12 protein-coding genes are annotated in these 17,283 nt (G+C 52.7%); 3 read left to right on the plus strand and 9 right to left on the minus strand.

The annotated features are described in order from the left end of the window. Nucleotides 1-2: 2 nt before the first annotated feature. The 9 genes from KOI40_RS10470 to KOI40_RS10510 form a co-directional block, all read right to left on the minus strand. The gene (locus tag KOI40_RS10470; protein WP_216097458.1) at nt 3-1,103 is read right to left on the minus strand and encodes a BatD family protein; all 1,101 of its coding nucleotides are present in this window, start codon (nt 1,101-1,103) and stop codon (nt 3-5) included. Beyond that, nucleotides 1,100-1,798, minus strand: a complete 699-nt coding sequence (locus tag KOI40_RS10475; RefSeq protein ID WP_216097459.1) for a tetratricopeptide repeat protein — start codon at nt 1,796-1,798, stop codon at nt 1,100-1,102. The genes KOI40_RS10470 and KOI40_RS10475 overlap by 4 nt, the downstream gene beginning before the upstream one ends. After that, nucleotides 1,795-3,789, minus strand: coding sequence for a VWA domain-containing protein (locus tag KOI40_RS10480; protein WP_216097460.1), 1,995 nt, complete (start codon nt 3,787-3,789; stop codon nt 1,795-1,797). Before KOI40_RS10480 ends, KOI40_RS10475 begins: the two co-directional genes overlap by 4 nt. Then, nucleotides 3,786-4,364: a DUF4381 domain-containing protein gene (locus tag KOI40_RS10485; protein ID WP_216097461.1), complete on the minus strand. Its 579-nt coding sequence runs from the start codon at nt 4,362-4,364 to the stop codon at nt 3,786-3,788. Before KOI40_RS10485 ends, KOI40_RS10480 begins: the two co-directional genes overlap by 4 nt. Further along, a complete protein-coding gene (locus tag KOI40_RS10490) occupies nt 4,361-5,299 on the minus strand; it encodes a DUF58 domain-containing protein (protein WP_216097462.1) in 939 nt (312 codons plus the stop codon). Before KOI40_RS10490 ends, KOI40_RS10485 begins: the two co-directional genes overlap by 4 nt. Beyond that, nucleotides 5,296-6,264, minus strand: coding sequence for an AAA family ATPase (locus KOI40_RS10495; RefSeq protein WP_216097463.1), 969 nt, complete (start codon nt 6,262-6,264; stop codon nt 5,296-5,298). Before KOI40_RS10495 ends, KOI40_RS10490 begins: the two co-directional genes overlap by 4 nt. A 423-nt stretch (nt 6,265-6,687) precedes the next feature. Beyond that, the gene (locus tag KOI40_RS10500; RefSeq protein ID WP_216097464.1) at nt 6,688-9,813 is read right to left on the minus strand and encodes an efflux RND transporter permease subunit; all 3,126 of its coding nucleotides are present in this window, start codon (nt 9,811-9,813) and stop codon (nt 6,688-6,690) included. Continuing rightward, nucleotides 9,810-11,066, minus strand: coding sequence for an efflux RND transporter periplasmic adaptor subunit (locus KOI40_RS10505; protein ID WP_216097465.1), 1,257 nt, complete (start codon nt 11,064-11,066; stop codon nt 9,810-9,812). The genes KOI40_RS10500 and KOI40_RS10505 overlap by 4 nt, the downstream gene beginning before the upstream one ends. A gap of 96 nt (nt 11,067-11,162) precedes the next feature. Then, nucleotides 11,163-12,617 (minus strand): efflux transporter outer membrane subunit, encoded by a 1,455-nt coding sequence (locus KOI40_RS10510; RefSeq protein ID WP_216097466.1) that lies wholly within the window; start codon nt 12,615-12,617, stop codon nt 11,163-11,165. Between the two features lie 462 nt (nt 12,618-13,079). Here KOI40_RS10510 and KOI40_RS10515 point away from each other — a divergent pair, with 462 nt between their 5' ends. The 3 genes from KOI40_RS10515 to KOI40_RS10525 all read left to right on the plus strand — a co-directional run bounded on the left by KOI40_RS10515 (nt 13,080) and on the right by KOI40_RS10525 (nt 17,206). Next, the gene (locus KOI40_RS10515) at nt 13,080-15,347 is read left to right on the plus strand and encodes a YgiQ family radical SAM protein (RefSeq protein ID WP_216097467.1); all 2,268 of its coding nucleotides are present in this window, start codon (nt 13,080-13,082) and stop codon (nt 15,345-15,347) included. Between the two features lie 61 nt (nt 15,348-15,408). After that, the gene (gene truD / locus KOI40_RS10520) at nt 15,409-16,428 is read left to right on the plus strand and encodes a tRNA pseudouridine(13) synthase TruD (RefSeq protein ID WP_216097468.1); all 1,020 of its coding nucleotides are present in this window, start codon (nt 15,409-15,411) and stop codon (nt 16,426-16,428) included. Between the two features lie 136 nt (nt 16,429-16,564). Further along, a complete protein-coding gene (locus tag KOI40_RS10525; protein WP_216097469.1) occupies nt 16,565-17,206 on the plus strand; it encodes a protein-L-isoaspartate(D-aspartate) O-methyltransferase in 642 nt (213 codons plus the stop codon). The last annotated feature ends 77 nt before the right edge of the window (nt 17,207-17,283 follow it).

Here is a 17,283-nt window from a genome sequence, read left to right on the forward strand (position 1 = left end):
TGTCAGCTGCCAGACCGGCTACCCGATTTACGTTCCGTTGGATTCAATGGCTGTAAATGCACCGGCTTAAAAGGTTGCGCAGCCCTGCGAACCTTATTCCGTATCCGTTGATTTCTGCTCGCCAGATAAGCCAGCCCTGTGATGATCAGCAGGGCTATTGCTCCACCAATCCACTTGTTTCGAGTCCGGGCTTGCGTAAAGCCTGCCGGATCGGTCACGTCCAGAGAGGCCATGGCGGGGTTGGCCACCACATGTATTGTGCGCTCTGGAAGTATCTCTGTGCGAAGTTCCTGGCTGTCGAGATCAAACCAGGTGAAGCGGGTTTCCGGTATGGTGAATTGACCGGGGCGCTGACAGAGGTAAGTGATTTCGTCCTGCCGCACTCCGACCAACGTGCCACGATGGTCACTGTCCTGTAACTGTCGTTTCTCATAAACACCCAGACCATCGATATCATCTGCCGGGAAGGGCGGAAAGATCATTCCGGGCATATCGGGAGCTTTAAAGGTAATGGTTCGGGTAAAGGTTGTGCCGGCTTTGACTTCTTCATCGCCGGGTACCGGAGACCAGCTTTCCTCAAACACGAGGTTACGGGCGCTGATGACAGTACCCAGTTGTTCTGAACCCGGAGGTCGTTTCACGGAAAAGGGTAAGGCCGTTGTGCTGACTTCGGCGGTTATGCTCTCTGTGTCGAGAGGATTGCGTTTATAGGTAAAGCGCGCACTCACTGGCGGAATGGCTTGTGGTCCCGCTCGCATAGGCCAGGTTCGCAGTTCGTATTGCTGTATTGTGTAGTGTGTCCCATCAATGGTGTCTGTGCTCATAACCGGATGGTCAGCCGGAGGCATTAGCAAAACACCTTCCGGGTCTGGTATATCAAAGCTGACGGCACTGCTGAAATAGCCGGGGGTGGATATACGGACTTGCACAACCATGGCTTGTCCAACCCAGATATCATCAGTTTCGCTTAATGCCGCAGAAACTTTGGGTGAAGGCACATGGCCATCCTGAGCAAGGGTGTGTTGTGCGGGCCATAGCATCAGGGTGGTGATGAGTAACGCCATGGTTAATAGCAAATGGGATAATCGCTTCGCTCGCATCATGGTGTGGACGCATTCCCATTCTGAGTGTCTGGACTTTCTTGATCTGCGTGCGCGGCCTGCCAGGCGAATTTGGCCCGGAGGAAGTCGCTGGGCGTTGTTTGTACCCGACGGAGCCAGCTGGCTCGCAACTCAGAATCCGAAAAGTCCTGAGCGCTCAATTCTCTCGGTTTACTGTCTTTGTTATCTCCTTTTTGGTCATACACGATGTCATCCGGCTCATGAGCGTCGGCAGATTCCTGATCTCGATTTTTACCTGCATCATCAATGCGTTTCTGACGTGCTTGCGCCAGGGCTTTATTGTCTTGCGCCTCTTGCCAGCGGGGTTTAAAGCCAAGAGCGCGGTCGTAGCTTTTGATGGCGCTATCGTATTTACCTTGCATCAACCAGGCGTTTCCCTGATTGAAGGCCCCCTTGGCGCCGGGCACCCTGGCAAAGGTACGCGCGGCATCTTCGAAGTCGCCGTTGCGATATTGGGCAACGCCTTTGCGCCATGGATCTGTGTAAGCGTTTGCCGCAGCCTGGTATTGTTGTTTGGCCATGAGATGATCGCCCCTTTGATCGGCAGTCAACCAAAAGTCAGGGTTACTCCAGCTGCCATACACGAATATTGCGGCGACCAGAATACCGCCTGCTATTGTCAGAGTTTTTCGAGAGCGAATGCGCGGATGCCAAGTCATATTATCGGTCGCTTTCATGAGTTGCGTTGCTCATTTGAGACTCTTTCCAGAGAGACCATCCAGCCACGACGGAAAAACGCCAGTAACATCAACGCCAGGACCGGAGTCAGCCAGTAGCCACTTTCGGCCCAGCGCGTTTCGTTTTCTCCCCCCCGGACATCAGCAAACTTTGCCGCACTGGCCAGAGTTTGTACGTCCGAGTCGTCGGCGGTCAAAGGGACGACCCTGGCGCCGGCGGCACGGGCACTGGTTTTGAGTGTATCGAGCTCTTCGCCGGGCAATAATGGCGGCAACAGGCGAACATCGGTATTGGACGCATTTCGCCACTGACTCAAAGCCTGAGCTTGTTCAGGGGCAATACTGTCGGTAATCCATAAAATAGAGCCGCCACCCGCTTTATCGAGAGTGCCATCGGCCAGCCGCAACGCTTGTGCCGCGACATCCCCATCCAGTGGCATCACTTTGGGAGTGAGGGCCTGAGAGAATGAATCGATAATACCTGCATCACCTGTGGCAGGCATGACGACATGAGCGGTCCCGGAATAGGCGATGAGAGACGTTTTGGCGTTGCCCCGGATTGTCAGCAGGTCATGAATTTTCTGTGCGGCTCTTTCCTGACGACTGGGTTGGATATCCTCAGTTTCCATGGACGGGGATACCTTCACAACTACAGCAAGCGCGGCAGTATCATCGGCGAAAGGAGAGGGCACGTGTTTCCAGGTTGGGCCGGCGATAGCCAGTATGCTAATCATCCAGCTGAGCCCTACCCATTCAAGGGGACCAAAGCGTGAGGCTTTTTGTTCTCCACCCCAGAGATGGTCCAGCAATTGTGGGGCAATAATCCCTCGCCATGCCCGCTGTGTTTCAGTCTGCCGGTGTAACAGCCACCATAACAGGGCTGCCGGAATCAGAGCGAGCAGCCATTCCGGACGAATAAAATGAAAGGCAAACGGCAGCAGGCCCGCAGATGCTGCCGAATTTAGCGTCGCAGATGAGGGGCGATGCGCTTTCGGATGAGATGTCTCTTGAGGGGTTCGTCGTGTGAATAGCAGTCCCGTTGACATATACAGCATTGAGGCCAGTAGACCTGCAGCCAGGGGCCACCAGTAAACATCACGGCGTGGACGGTGAGAGACTGTTTCAACTTTTCGGGTTTCGATTTTATCCAGTTGATCGTAAATGGCTTGCAGTTCTTTACCGTCGGACGCGTGAGAATAGATTCCACCGGTACTCGAAGCGACGCGCTTTAGCGTCGTTTCGTCCAGCGCATCTTCGCCAACTGACCGAGGGTCACCGACGGCTACGGTGTGGATGACAATTCCTTTGTCCTTGGCAATCCGGGCGGCTTTGTCAGGCGGAACCTGACTGTTGGTGTCATTCCCATCGGTTAAGGCAATCAATACACGTTCGCTGACGGTACTGCGATCGAATACATTGATGGCTAATCCCAGGGCGTCGCCAAAAGCCGTTTGTGGACCTGCCATTCGGACTCGTGCTTCTTCCAGCAGCTGGCGACAAACCTCCAGATCTTCAGTAAAGGGCGCCTGAACAAAGGCTGCACTGCCAAACAGGATCAGCCCCACGCGATCGCCCTGGCGCTTTGCCAGAAAGTCATCCAGCACGGTCTTTACCGCTGAAAGACGATCAACCTCCTTGCCTTGTGGGTCTTTAAAGTCCTGTGTCTCCATTGAACCGGAAAGATCTACCGCCAACAGCAGATCGCGCACGGGGATCTCTTTGTTGATTGGAGGTTCAATCAATTGGGGGCGGGCAGCGGCAAGGATCACGCAAAACCAGCAAAAGCTGATGGTCAGCCAGCGCAGGAAACTGCCCTGAGTGACAGTAGCGCCACGATCAGGTTCGTGGCCGACTAAAGCCGCGAGACGAGGCAGAAAGGGAACCACCAGGCCGCGGCGGGGCATTCGATATGGGGGAACGAGCCACCAGATGAGCAGAGGCAGGGGTAAAAGCAGCAGTACCCAAGCGTGTACTAGGGTCAGGTTGTTCACACGACCTCCTTACTGGCAGGTGATTTGCCTGGGGGCAAGGAGGAGGGGGATACCGCTTTGGGTGAACCGGGCAAGTTCAGTTCAGCGGTACTGTCGTGTTCGCGAATCCATCTGCGAATCTCAGATACCAGTTCAGTGAATTGTGCATGATTCAACGGGTGATCGGTGGTCTGATAAATGGCTGACTCGAGAGCCTCGCCATGACCTTTGGTAAAACCTGTACCACCGGTATTGTCGAGAAAGGTAAACCAGGCAGAGCCTGACAGCGTGGCTACTTCAGGACGAGGGAAGGCCGTCAGGGCCGTTCTCTTCAGTAGCACGGACATATTGCATATTGCTTCGTACTGCTTGTCAGACGCTGCTGCGAGTGTTTCCAGACGCGCGAGTTCTGACAGCGCTTCGTGACGATAGCGGTTTTGCTGCCGATGGATGATCATCCAGACCAGTCCCGTAAGAACCAGCAACGATATGACCGCCAGCACCCCAATCCAGCCCGGTGCCGGCGGCCAGAATGGCGCAGGTGCAGCTGTGATAATGTCGTGCAGCAGGTCCAGGCTTGTGGGATCTTTCTTCATCGTGGACGTACACCCAATCCTCGACGGATTTGCTCAGTGACTTCTTCGGCGGTACTTAATGGAATGACCGGTGTTTCCCGTTGCAGCAAAAACTGACGGCCACGGTTGCGTGAACTGGCAAAATCTTCGCGAAATCTATCTTGCAGACTGGTTTGGGCGGTATCAACTTCCAGTTGGTACTGGCCGTCTTCAAACACCAGTGGCCCTGCGCTGGGTAGCTCTCCCTCGAGCGGATCGTGTACAAAGCCGAACAGCACATCATTGTGTCGGGCAATACGGGTGATCAGATGTCGGGTTTCCTCATTCTGCCCCACACCATCACTGATGATACACACGAGACAGTCGTGTTTTGCCAATCGGTCACATCGACGCAGAGCTTCGTTAAACATCTGCGGATTGCTTCGGGTACCGTTTTTTACGGAGAGTAAATGATTTTGTTCGACGATAGCGTGGAGAATACGCATCACTGCAGAATGACTGCGTTGTGGTCTTACCTCGACGATATCGCTGTCATTGAAGATCAGTGCTCCAACTCTGTCTTGCTGAGCGAGTACACGCCATGCTCCCAAAGCCGCAGCCTGGGCAGCAGTGACCGACTTCATTTGTTTAACACTGCCAAAAAACATCGTAATACGCTGGTCAACCACGAAAAGCGTCGTGCGCTCCCGTTCTTCGGTGTAGACCCGACTGTGGGTTTTGCGGGTGCGAGCTGTCACCTTCCAGTCAATTTGACGAATATCATCACCGACCTGATATTGCCGGATCTCTTCAAAATTTAATCCGCGGCCACGCAGTCGTGAGCTGTGGCGGCCGGCCAGTTGAGAATGCACCGGTTGTCTGGGCAAAAAGCTAAAGCCCGAGGCGCGAGGGCGCATGGCAACCAGATCATCCAGCTGAACGTAAGCGCCTTGTTGGTCGGCAGCGTAATCGGTCATGCAATAGCAACCTGGGCCAGGACTTCGTTAAGTACCTTGTCCCGTGTGATGCCTTCTGCTTCTGCTTCGTAGCTCAGAATAATCCGGTGACGCAGGCAGGCATGAGCGACCGCTTTCACGTCGTCAGGGGTTGCTGCTGAACGGCCATCCAACCATGCGTGTGCACGAGCAGCACGGTCCAGAGCCAGCGTGCCGCGAGGGCTGGCACCAACGTGAATCCACTGGGACAGGGGAGAGTTTGTATATTCAGCCGGACGCCGGGTGGCTGCAATGATCGCCACAATATAGCGTTCGACAGCATCGGAAACCTGAACATCCAGCACTTCCTTCCGTGCATCCAGAACCGCCTGAGCGGGGATTTCATCGTGTTGTTCCGTAGAGGCCCCGGAATCTTCACCGCGCACCAGACGCAGGATTTTTCGCTCGTCCTCGTCGCTGGAGTAGTCGACGTACACATGAAGCAGAAAGCGGTCCATTTGTGCTTCGGGCAGAGGGTAGGTGCCTTCCTGCTCAATGGGATTCTGAGTCGCAAGGACCAGAAACAGCTCAGGTAGGGGATGGGTTTTACCGGTGACAGTGACCTGACGCTCTTCCATGGCTTCAAGCAGTGCCGACTGGGCTTTGGCCGGTGCACGATTGATTTCATCCGCCAAAATCAGGTTGCCAAAGACTGGCCCTGGCTGAAACTGAAATTTGTCAGTGGATGCATCGCCAATATAGATCTCGGTGCCGGTAATATCGCTGGGAAGCAAGTCAGGGGTGAACTGAATTCGGCTGAACTCGCTCTCCAGATTGGCTGCCAGCATTTTGATGGTGCGGGTTTTGGCCAACCCTGGCAGTCCTTCTAGCAGAACGTGGCCATTGGCCAGCAAGGCGATCAATAATTGTTCGATGACACCCTCTTGGCCCACAACCGTTGCGGCAAGACGTTGGCGAAGATCAAAAATCTGTTCGTGTGTACTCATATTGATTAACCGGCGATGATGAATTGAGACTGTCTGCAGGGAATTGTAGCTACGGATACTCGAGGACTCTACCTTTCGTGTCTAAAGACTTGTTAACAGTTCTGGATTTGTGAGAGACCTTTGTGTAATCGGATGTACTAGGGATGTAGCCAATAAGCCTATTTTTATTGCTTGTTAAATTACACCAGCAGGGGCAGGCCGGGTTTCAATTGAATACTGTAGATCAGTTTTTTGAGATGGTGTGACAAAAATTGGATGTTTTTTGTGACATTGATGAGATGGCCAAACTGCTCTTGAGAGCCAAGGCATCGTGGTGGGAAATCGCTGACAGGTTCTACTTGATTACTCTGGTTCAAATTTTAAAGCATAAAATTTGAACCAGAGTAATCGCAGAGGCTGATAATACCCCAATGATATGTCGATCTAATTGGGGCTGGTAACCAGTATTTCAGAAGGTTTACCGGAAAGCTTTTGTTTCAGTTCCCAGGCGATCAGGTAATTGATGGGGACCAAGAGCAAGGTCACAAAAGTGGCAAACAGAATACCGAAACCCAATGAGACAGCCATGGGTATCAGGAATTGTGCCTGAGTGCTGCTTTCAAATAGCAGCGGCACCAACCCCATGAACGTTGTCATGGAGGTGAGAATGACCGGGCGAAAGCGGGCGGCACCGGCCATTTGAATGGCTTCCAGAGGCTCAATACCTTTCCTTCGCTGCTGGTTAATAAAGTCTACCAGTACCAGGCTGTCATTGACCAAAACCCCGACCAGCGCCAGGATTCCGAGAATGCTGAAAATCGTCAAATCGATGCCCATCAACCAGTGGCCGATAAAGGCACCGATGGTTCCAAAGGGAATGATGGACATCACGATCAAGGGTTGACCATAGGATTTAAACGGAATTGCCAGCAGGGTATAGATGGCAAAGACCACAAAACCAAGGCCATAAGCCAGGCTCTTGAAGGAGTCTGCCTGTTCGCGGGCTTCACCTTCCAGAGAATAGGAAACACCCGGGTACTGCAGCAAAGACTGATCGAGAAACTCTTGCATATCCGCATTGATAACCGTCATGTTGGCGACACTCTTGTCGATGTCGCCGATAACGCTCAGTGTGCGTTTCAGGTCATTGCGATAGATGGTCGTGGGGCTGGTGTCCGGGATCAGTTCAACGATTTGTGCTACCGGAATGCTGCGGCCATCGTTGGTACGGATTCGGAAATCCTGCAGGTTGGCAATGGCTTCTCGCTCCTGCAGCGGGAAGCGAACCATAACGCGAACATCATCACGACCACGCTGAATGCGCTGTGCCTCATAACCATAGAAGGCTTCCCGAACCTGACGTATTACGTCGGATTCATTGAGGCCCAGTGCGTAAGCCTGTGGTTTGAGCTTGATGCGCAGTTCCTGTTTGCCCTCTGCAAGGCTGTCGGTGATGTCGAAGACGCCTTTGTGTTTGGCCAGCTGCACTTTCACCAGCTCAGCAACTTTTTGCAGGTCGTCCATATTGTTACCGCTGAGTTGTATGTCTATCGGATTACCAACGTGCATAATCTCGGAGCGGAAGGCGATTTCTTCGGCGCCGGGGATTTCACCGATCAGATTGCGCCATTTGCTGACAATTTCCCGGTTCGACGTCTGAACGTGCCTTTCTTCGGGCGGCACAATTTCGATGCGCACACGACCGTTGCCTGTGCCCCGTTGTCCACGGCCGGCATTACCGGTTGACGAAAGGATATTCATAATTATGGAATCGCCGGTTTCCGGATCCCGAAACTCATTTTTCAGCGTGATGGCTGCTTCCGTCATGCGCTCGATATAGCGATCGGTGACTTCAAAAGGCGTGCCGGTAGGCATCACCAGAGAGACGGTGATGGTCTCTGATTCCAGCCTCGGGAAAAACACAAAGCGTGTCCAGCCGCTGCTGACCAGAGAGATAATAATTAACAGCACACCCACAAAGACAGAAATTGTGGCATAGCGATTTTTCAGACAGTGTTCGAGCAGGGGCTGATAATAACGCAGGACAAATTCTTCAAAGCTGCTGGCGACATTCTGTTGCCACTGGCTCAATCGATTGGTAGAGCGTTTCTTACCCACCGACAGGTATTTCAGGTGGGCGGGTAAGACGAACTTGGATTCGATCAGAGAAAACAGCAGGATTGGAATAATCACCACGGCAATATTCTGAAACATCACCCCGCGAGGGCCTTCGATCATGGTCATCGGGATAAACGCAGCCACGGTGGTCAGTACACCAAATGTCACGGGGGCGGCGACTTCTTTGGTACCCTCAATTGCAGCGTATTCACCGTCTTCTGCATTCTGCAGATGTCGATAGACATTTTCACCGGTGACAATGGCGTCATCCACGACAATACCGAGTACGAGGATAAAGCCGAACAGGCTCATCTGATTGAGGGTGATGCCGAAAAAGGGCATGGCGATAAAGGCACCCATAAAACTCACCGGGATGCCAATAAAGACCCACAAAGCAACAGAAGGCCTGAGAAACAACGTCAGTAACGCCAGTACCAGAATACCCCCTTGTATGGCGCTGGTGGTGAGGGTTTTTAAACGCCCCTTTACCATTTTGGATTTGTCTCTCCAGGTGGATAGTTCCAGTCCCAGAGGCAGTCTGTCCTGTTGCTCAGCAACATAATCCTTAACTTTGGTGGCTACATCAATGGCGCTTTGGTTGCCGACGCGAAACACTTCGATCATTGCAGCAGGGCGGCCATTGAATCGGCTGAGCATGGGATCTTCAGTAAAGGCGTCTTTGACTGTTGCCAGGTCGCCAACTCGTACAATGCTGCCGTCGGCGCGCGTGGCTACGACAATATTTTCAAATTCAGGACGATTGTAAGCCTGTCCTTTGAGGCGAATCAGAACTTCGCCACCCGAGGTTTTTACATTGCCAGCGGACAAATCCAGAGAGCTGTTGTTGATCGCATTGGCTACGTCGGACAATTGCAGATTGTACTGTCGCAGCCGATCCTGAGGCACTTCAATAGAGATTTCATAATCCCGTACATCGTCCAGTTCTACCTGGGTAATGCCCGGTATGCTCAGCAGGTCGTCGCGTACACGTTCGGCCTGCTGGCGAATTTCTTTTTCGCTCAGATTGCCGGCTACGGCGACACTGATGACATCGCGTGTCCAAATGTCGAGGCTGATAACGGGCTTTTCCGCTTCAGAGGGAAACGTATTGATCGCATCCACGCGGGTTTTGACATCATTAAGCAGCTCCCGAGGGTCGTAACCACTCTCCACTTCGATGTCGACGGAAGCACTGCCCTCACTGGAGCGACTACTGATCTTTTTAATGCCTTCGAGATCCTGAATCGCTTCTTCTACGCGAATGGCTACCGACTGTTCGGCTTCTTCCGGAGTAGAACCGCGCAGTGAGACGTCGACGGCAATACGATCAGAACCCATGGTGGGGAAAATTTCCAGAGGGATACGTGTCTGCAGGGACATGATGCCCAGAAACAGCAGTGTCACCATCAATAAATTTGCGGCGACGTGGTTGCGGGTAAACCAGGCAATCATGGGTTTTGTCTCGTTAAGTTGGCAGCGTCGGTAGCGGAAGTCTGAGGCAAACCATCGGTATCATGCTCGGCGGTTTGTGTGTTGTCTTTGTCCTTAATGACGCTTACCTGTGTTCCGCTGGTAACTTGCCCCAATGGCGAGACAATCAGTTCGCTGCCAGGATTCAGGCCTTCAAGGATCACCGCCTCCTGTGGTGTTTGAAAACTGAGGCTGATGTTTCTGCGTTGCAGGGCGCCATCTTCAATGACAAACAGGTAACTGCCCTGATAGATGCTGTTGGCGGGTACGACCAGGGCGTCTTCAATGGTTTTCCCCTGGATCTGTGCTGTGACGTACTGGCCAATCTTGAGAGGGGCCTTATCTTTTTGCGTCACGGCAAACGGATCCTGAATTTGGGCAATGACATAGAGTTGGTAACTGTTTTCATCGATCGCCGCTTCGGTGCGGACAATCTTCCCTTGCCATTTCTCATGTACGCCGAGATCGCTGAGGATTGTGACATTGGGGTATGCTTCAGGATCAACGGGCTGGCCGCGATAGTTTTCCGGCAGGTCGATCAGTGCCAGTTCGCTGTTTTTCAGCGGGAGACGGATCTCTACAACATCTGTGGCAAATATCTCCGCCAGTTCGGTACTGCCATTCACATACTGGCCAAGATCTACCATGGTGGATTTAACCCGGCCATTAAAGGGGGCACGAATGCGAGTGCGCTCCAGATCGAGCTGTGCTTTTTCGTAGTTGGCCTGGGCAGAAAACAGCTTCGCTTCGGCTGCAGCAAGTTGCGGTTTACGCAACACCAGATCCGTGGCTTTTTCACCGTCGCCCAGTCGTTGCCAGTCTTTCAGTGCCTGTCGGGCTCGGGCTTTCTCTTCTTCGAGGGAGAGTTTGGCCTGCAGCATTTCAGCCTGCGCCACTTTTACTGCGGTCTGATAATCACGGTCGTCGATACGGATTAAAATGTCTCCCTCATTGAAGAAGCCGCCATCGCGAAAAATAGGGTTGACCTCGGTAATGACTCCACTGACCTGAGCCACCAACAGGCTTTGGGTTCGGGGTTGTACGGTACCAAAGCTGGAAAGCTGGTATTGATATCGGGTGGGCTCGATTACCTGACTGCTGACTTTCAGGACAGGCTTGCCCATTGGGGCGGGGCGCGACGAACTGGGACCGTTGTTGGAAATAATAAAAGCCAGCAGGGCAAAACCGCCGAGAATGGCTGCTGAGAGGATCAGTTGTTTTGGTTTGACATGCATGTCGCGTGTATCTCAATAAATGTTAGTTTGCCGGTCAGTAATGATTCGTCATTACACTATTCGTCGTAGCCGATCTGTCGGCCGTTGAACCGTTGGTTAGTAGTCGCCGCCGAGAGCCAAAAACAGATTGATGCGATTTTCCAGCAGTTGATAACGAATACTGATAAGTGTGTCCTGAGCGTTAAACGCTCGTCGTTGGGCCTCAAGCACTGAACTGTAGTCTTCAAGCCCCTGACGGTATTCCTCAAACGCCAGATCTTCTGCCGCTTCGGCCAGTTCTTTGGCTTCGCGAACCTGAAGTAACCGCTTTTTCAGTGCCGACTCATTGGTGATGGTTTGTTCTACTTCACTGAAGGCGGTATATAGCGTGCGCAGATATTGCTGTTCTTTTTGTTGGACCACAGCCCGTTGACGTTGTTCTTCAGCTTTTAACCGGCCGCCAGCAAACACCGGTTGTGTCAGGTTGCCGAGAAGGTTCCAGGCCAGTGAGCTGGCATCAAACAGGTTATTCAGCTCGTCACTGCTGTCGCCGGTACTTCCGGTTAAACGGAAAGAGGGAAAACGGGCTTTATGAGCCGCAGCCAGATCCCGGTCGCTGGCCAGCAGTTCCAGAAAGCTGGCTTGAAGATCGTAACGGTGGCGAACCGTCTGGGCATTCAGGGTTTCAAGATTGAGGTTCGGCAGTGAGGGCAGCGAAAGACGTTCTTGTTCCAGGGTTAACTGCCCGGATGGGTATTGGCCCAGCAACAATTGCAGCGAGCGGATGGCTTCCTGTTCGGTGGCTTGCTGCTGTTCTCTGTCATTGCGTACGCTGGCCAAATCCGTGCGGGCCAGATACACATCCAGAGCACTGTTAATGCCCTGGCGATAGCCGTTTTCAATAATGTCCAGATTGGTGGTGAGGTTGGTCTCGCGCTCATTCAGCAATTGGGTATAGAGGTGTTGTGCGGTGACGTTGTACCAGGCTTTTGCTACCTGACCGGCAATTGAAAGGCGAGAGCTGGTGTACAAAGCCTGTTCGGATTGCCAGAGATAGTCGGCTGATTCGAGCTGATCGCCCAGTTTGCCCCACAAATCCACTTCCCAGGCGATATCGAGACCGGCTTGAAACTGGTTGTTGTATGTCGTCGAGCCATTGCTGAGGTTTTTCTGACGCTGGCCATCAATCCCAAGATTCATGCTGGGCCACAGGCTTGAGCCGGCAATCCTGCGCTGCTGTTGCGCTGCCTCAACTCTAGCCTTGGCTTCCAGCAGGTCGAAGTTTTGATAGGCAGCCGTATCTACCCATTGCATGAGTAACGGGTCCTGAAAGCTGTCCAGCCAGTCTGTGGGTGGTGCGAGCTCTGCCGGAGACAGCGGTGTGCCATCTTTGTGAGCCGCGGGAAGGTCATCTGTCAATCCAAAGGGAGCTTGCTGATGTGTGCTCTGGGTAATGGCAGACGACTGACAGCCGGACAGTATCAAGGCGCCAGCGAGGGCGGTGGCTTTCAGTAGAGAGCCAGATCGCAAACCGTCAGACAAGGACAAAAGTGAGACAGAAACAGTATTCACAGAGTAAGCATCATCGCGTTATTAATATCAGTGTATAAGACATGTCCACTAACGGTTGTAACTCATTGTTATGAAAGCGGATGTCAGATCAAAAAGATGCATTGGACGCTACAAAGGTTACTGTTATTTGACAGATAAGTCTTGCGGGAGGCGGGGGTTTTACACTGGTTAACCTTTGTAACAACTTTGTTGCAAATTGTATCAGCGGTAGGACAAAGTTGCTTTGGGGCTGTTCGTCCCGGCGGGTATGTCACTTTGGGGTGGCGTACAGCCTAACCGGTAGCTTCATCCTGACTCTGTATCTGGCGCTGTTTTTCGGAAAGCCTCGATTTTACTGTCACCGGAAGCGATTTTTTGGGAAAATGGCCGACTATTTTAGTCTGATTTAGCCTCGCTGAGAATCTCGTCTGGAAATGGCGTGAAATTCAGCAATTTAAGCTCAAAAAAGGTTGTACCTATCCTATGTCCACTCCTGCTAACCGGTCACGCCCGCTTGCCAAGCCCATAGAGGCTACGCCCCTGTTCGGATACCCCAAATACTGGGCCGAATGCTATGGCACGGCGCCATACCTGCCCATGAGTCGTCAGGAGATGGATGATTTGGGTTGGGACAGCTGCGATATCATCATTGTGTGCGGTGACGCCTATGTGGATCACCCCAGCTTTGGTATGGCTGTGATGGGGCGTTTTCTTGAGTCCCAGGGATTTCGGGTTGGCATTATTGCTCAACCGGACTGGCGCAGTGCGGAGGCGTTTAAGGCGCTGGGCAAGCCGAACCTGTTTTTTGGGGTTTCAGCGGGCAATATGGATTCCATGATCAACCGCTATACGGCCGATCTGAAAGTCCGTAATGACGATGCCTATACACCGGATGGTGCACCGGGCAAACGTCCCGATCGGGCCGTAACCGTTTACAGTCAGCGTTGTAAGGAAGCCTACAAAGACGTACCCATTGTGCTTGGCGGGATTGAAGCCAGCCTGCGTCGTATCGCCCAGTACGATTACTGGAGCGATGAAGTCAGACGTTCTGTCTTGTTGGATTCGACGGCGGACATTTTGCTCTATGGCAATGCAGAGCGGGCCATCGCCGAAGTGGCCCATGAGCTGGCACTGGGCAAATCCATTGAGGATTTGAAAGATATTCGCGGAACCGCGGTGATGCGCAGTTCCGTACCTGCCGGTTGGACTGAAATTGATTCCACCCGTATTGACTGGCCACAACATGTGGATGAAATCTCCAACCCCTACGAGTTCGATTCCAAGGAAGATGGCTCCTGTGCCAAGAAAGACGATCTTGCCGACGGAGAAGAGCAGCCAGTCCGTATTATCCCCATGCCGTTGCAAGGCAAAAGCGTCTGGGAGATGGAAAATACCTACATTCGACTGCCGTCCTTCGAGAAAGTCAGCAAGGATGCAGTGTTGTATTCCCATGCATCCCGGGTTCTGCATCAGGAGTCCAATCCGCACAATGCCCGTGTGTTGGTGCAAAAGCATGGCAATCGCGAGTTGTGGGTGAATCCGCCACCGATTCCTCTGGAAACCGAAGAGATGGACGGCGTGTTTGCGTTGCCATACCAGCGTCGCCCGCATCCCAGCTACGGTGATGCCAAGATACCTGCCTACGACATGATCAAAACTTCGGTGAATATCATGCGTGGTTGCTTTGGCGGGTGTACGTTCTGTTCAATTACCGAACACGAAGGTCGAGTCATTCAGAGTCGCTCTCAGGAATCCGTTCTCAAGGAAATTGAAGCCATTACCGAAACGGTTCCGGGATTTACCGGCACAATTTCGGATTTGGGTGGGCCTACAGCCAATATGTACCACCTGAACTGCAAGGACCCGATGATCCACGCCAATTGCCGTCGTCTGTCCTGCGTGTTCCCAACCATTTGCAAAAATCTGGTGACCGACCACAGCCAGACCACTCAGTTGTACCGTAAAGCTCGACAAATCAAAGGGGTGAAGCGGGTAGCCATCGCTTCCGGCCTGCGCTATGACCTGGCGGTGCGCGATCCCGAGTATGTGAAAGAGCTGGTGACCCATCATGTAGGCGGTTACCTGAAAATTGCTCCGGAGCACAGCGAGATGGACACGCTGAATAAAATGATGAAGCCGGGAATGGACACCTATTATGACTTCAAGCGCATGTTCGACAAATATTCGAAAGAGGCAGGCAAAGAGCAGTATCTGATTCCTTACTTCATTGCCGCACACCCGGGCTGTGAAGATACAGACATGTTGAATTTGTCTCTCTGGTTAAAGAAAAACAAATTCCGTGTTGATCAGGTGCAGACGTTTTATCCTTCGCCCATGTCGCTGGCGACAGCCATGTATCACTCCGAGCGTGATCCGCTGCATAAGCTGAGTTACAAGAGCAAAAAGATTTACATTCCACGCAAGCTGGAACAGCGTCGCCTGCAAAAAGCGTTTTTGCGTTACCACGATCCGAAAAACTGGGCTTTTTTGCGCAAGGCCCTGCTGGATATGAATCGCAAGGACTTGATTGGCGATGGCGCTAATCAATTGGTGCCCTGGGAAGACAAGGTTCCCGGTCGTCAGGGCAAACAGTATAAAGGCTACAACAAGGCCATCGGGGCTCAGGGGCGCAGTGCCGGTGATGGCGAGGGGCGCCCGAAAGCCCGCAAGTCCACAGACAGCAGACGCCCGACCACCGGTAAAAAACCGAAAGGTCACGGCGGGCGTGGCCCCAAGGCACGTCGTCGCTAGGCAGACTTTGGGCTTCTTACACACAATATGATTACTGACCAATTAACCAACAGGCTCATTCATGTCTCATAGCGTTACTTCCGCTTATTCTCTGGATTGGGCGTATGCCTATGGTGAGCCAGCGGTCGCCGGATTATTTCGGCGATCTCATGAAGATTTTCAGGTCGTCGAAAATCTGGGGTTCGATCTCACCGGGCAGGGCGAACATGTCTACCTGCACATTGAAAAACAGGGTGAGAACACGCCCTGGCTTGCTCGTCAGATCGCACGTCTGGCAGGGGTGCAGAATAATGATGTGGGTTATGCAGGGCTAAAAGATCGTCATGCGGTGACTCGTCAGTGGTTCAGTGTTTACTTCCCGAAAGGTACCGAGCCGGACTGGTCCGAGCTGGAAACCGATACCATTCAATTATTGAACGTAACCCGTCACAGCCAAAAACTTCGCCGTGGAGCCCATAAGAGCAATCACTTTGTTATTCGTTTGCATGAGCTGGAAGGGGATGTCTCCCGGTTGTCAGAGCGCTTGCAGACCGTGATCGCCGATGGTGTTCCCAATTACTTTGGTCTGCAGCGTTTTGGCCATGACGGCAATAATTTAAAGGAAGCCAACCGGATTCTGGTGGAAGGCGGCCGTATAGGTAATCGACAGAAGCGCGGTATGATGCTCTCGGCCGCCCGTTCTTATTTGTTTAATCAGGTGCTCAGTGCTCGCATTCATGCAGGAAACTGGAATACCTCTCTGGCTGGTGACGTGGCAACTGACGCTGAAACTCCCGCTACCGGGCCCCTATGGGGGCGCGGCAGGCCTCTGGTATCCGATGAGTGTCTGGCCCTGGAAGAAGGAGTTTTGAGCCAGCCGGAGGGCTGGTGTGATGCTTTGGAGCATGTAGGCCTGTCTCAGGAGCGGCGCTCTTTGTTGCTGAAACCGGAAGGTTTTGAGTTCAGTATCAACGGCTCAACCCTTGAGGTCAGTTTTTCATTGCCGCCCGGTACCTATGCTACAGCGGTCCTGCGGGAAATTGCCCTGCTGAAAGAGTCAAATATGTTGAAAGAGATGTCAGCGCAGGAGGATATGGTATAGTTCTGGGCTTGGGTGGATTTGGGGTTTTTTGTGTCCACTCCATTGCGGTTTATGGGGTCAATAAGGTTACGAAGGGCTCCGATACTGTTATTACTGGGGGAAAAGGGTGAGCAGCCTGCAATTACAAGGTATTGGCATGACCTCGCAACGGACGAGGCAACGGTTGGTTGAACGCCTGATGGATCAGGGAGTCACCAATCATCAGGTGCTGGATGTTATGGGGGATACTCCACGCCACATCTTTTTGGATGAAGCTCTGTCCCACAGGGCTTATGAAGATACATCACTCCCCATCGGCTATGGGCAGACCTTGTCACAGCCCTATATTGTTGCGCGGATGACAGAAGTACTTATTGGCGCGGCAGGAAAGCTTGAGCGTGTACTCGAAGTGGGAACCGGTTCGGGTTACCAGACCAGTGTTCTCGCGCAATTGGTGCCTCAGGTCTACAGTGTTGAGCGTATCAAACCATTACAGGATAAAGCCCGAGAGAGACTTCGCAAGATCGGTCTGCGTAATGTAGAGCTGAAACACGCAGATGGCGGCTTTGGCTGGCCTGAGCGAGGGCCTTTTGATGGCATTTTGAGTACGGCCGCTCCCCGAGAGGTTCCGCCAGAACTGTTGCAGCAGCTCGCACCTGATGGTGTTCTGGTGATTCCTGTTGGCGGCGTGACACAGGAGCTTCGCCTGATTATTCGTGACGGCGATAGCGACAACTTCGTTACTCAGGTTCTCGAACCTGTAAAATTTGTGCCCTTGTTATCGGGTGTAACCCGCTAGAGTCAACGTTTACAGCATCAGCTGATGAACTCCTTGGCGATAGCCGGCTCAAACGTATTGGATGAATGCACCGGTAA

This window comes from Pseudomaricurvus albidus (genome assembly GCF_018863235.1).
Taxonomy (GTDB): domain Bacteria; phylum Pseudomonadota; class Gammaproteobacteria; order Pseudomonadales; family Cellvibrionaceae; genus Pseudomaricurvus; species Pseudomaricurvus albidus.

What these genes read in the sequence shown, in the direction of transcription:
- KOI40_RS10470 (WP_216097458.1), bottom strand. Translation starts at nt 1,103, where the DNA reads ATGATGCGAGCGAAGCGATTATCCCATTTGCTATTAACCATGGCGTTA.
- KOI40_RS10475 (WP_216097459.1), bottom strand. Translation starts at nt 1,798, where the DNA reads ATGAAAGCGACCGATAATATGACTTGGCATCCGCGCATTCGCTCTCGA.
- KOI40_RS10485 (WP_216097461.1), bottom strand. Translation starts at nt 4,364, where the DNA reads ATGAAGAAAGATCCCACAAGCCTGGACCTGCTGCACGACATTATCACA.
- KOI40_RS10490 (WP_216097462.1), bottom strand. Translation starts at nt 5,299, where the DNA reads ATGACCGATTACGCTGCCGACCAACAAGGCGCTTACGTTCAGCTGGAT.
- KOI40_RS10495 (WP_216097463.1), bottom strand. Translation starts at nt 6,264, where the DNA reads ATGAGTACACACGAACAGATTTTTGATCTTCGCCAACGTCTTGCCGCA.
- KOI40_RS10500 (WP_216097464.1), bottom strand. Translation starts at nt 9,813, where the DNA reads ATGATTGCCTGGTTTACCCGCAACCACGTCGCCGCAAATTTATTGATG.
- KOI40_RS10505 (WP_216097465.1), bottom strand. Translation starts at nt 11,066, where the DNA reads ATGCATGTCAAACCAAAACAACTGATCCTCTCAGCAGCCATTCTCGGC.
- KOI40_RS10515 (WP_216097467.1), top strand. Translation starts at nt 13,080, where the DNA reads ATGTCCACTCCTGCTAACCGGTCACGCCCGCTTGCCAAGCCCATAGAG.
- truD (WP_216097468.1), top strand. Translation starts at nt 15,409, where the DNA reads ATGTCTCATAGCGTTACTTCCGCTTATTCTCTGGATTGGGCGTATGCC.
- KOI40_RS10525 (WP_216097469.1), top strand. Translation starts at nt 16,565, where the DNA reads ATGACCTCGCAACGGACGAGGCAACGGTTGGTTGAACGCCTGATGGAT.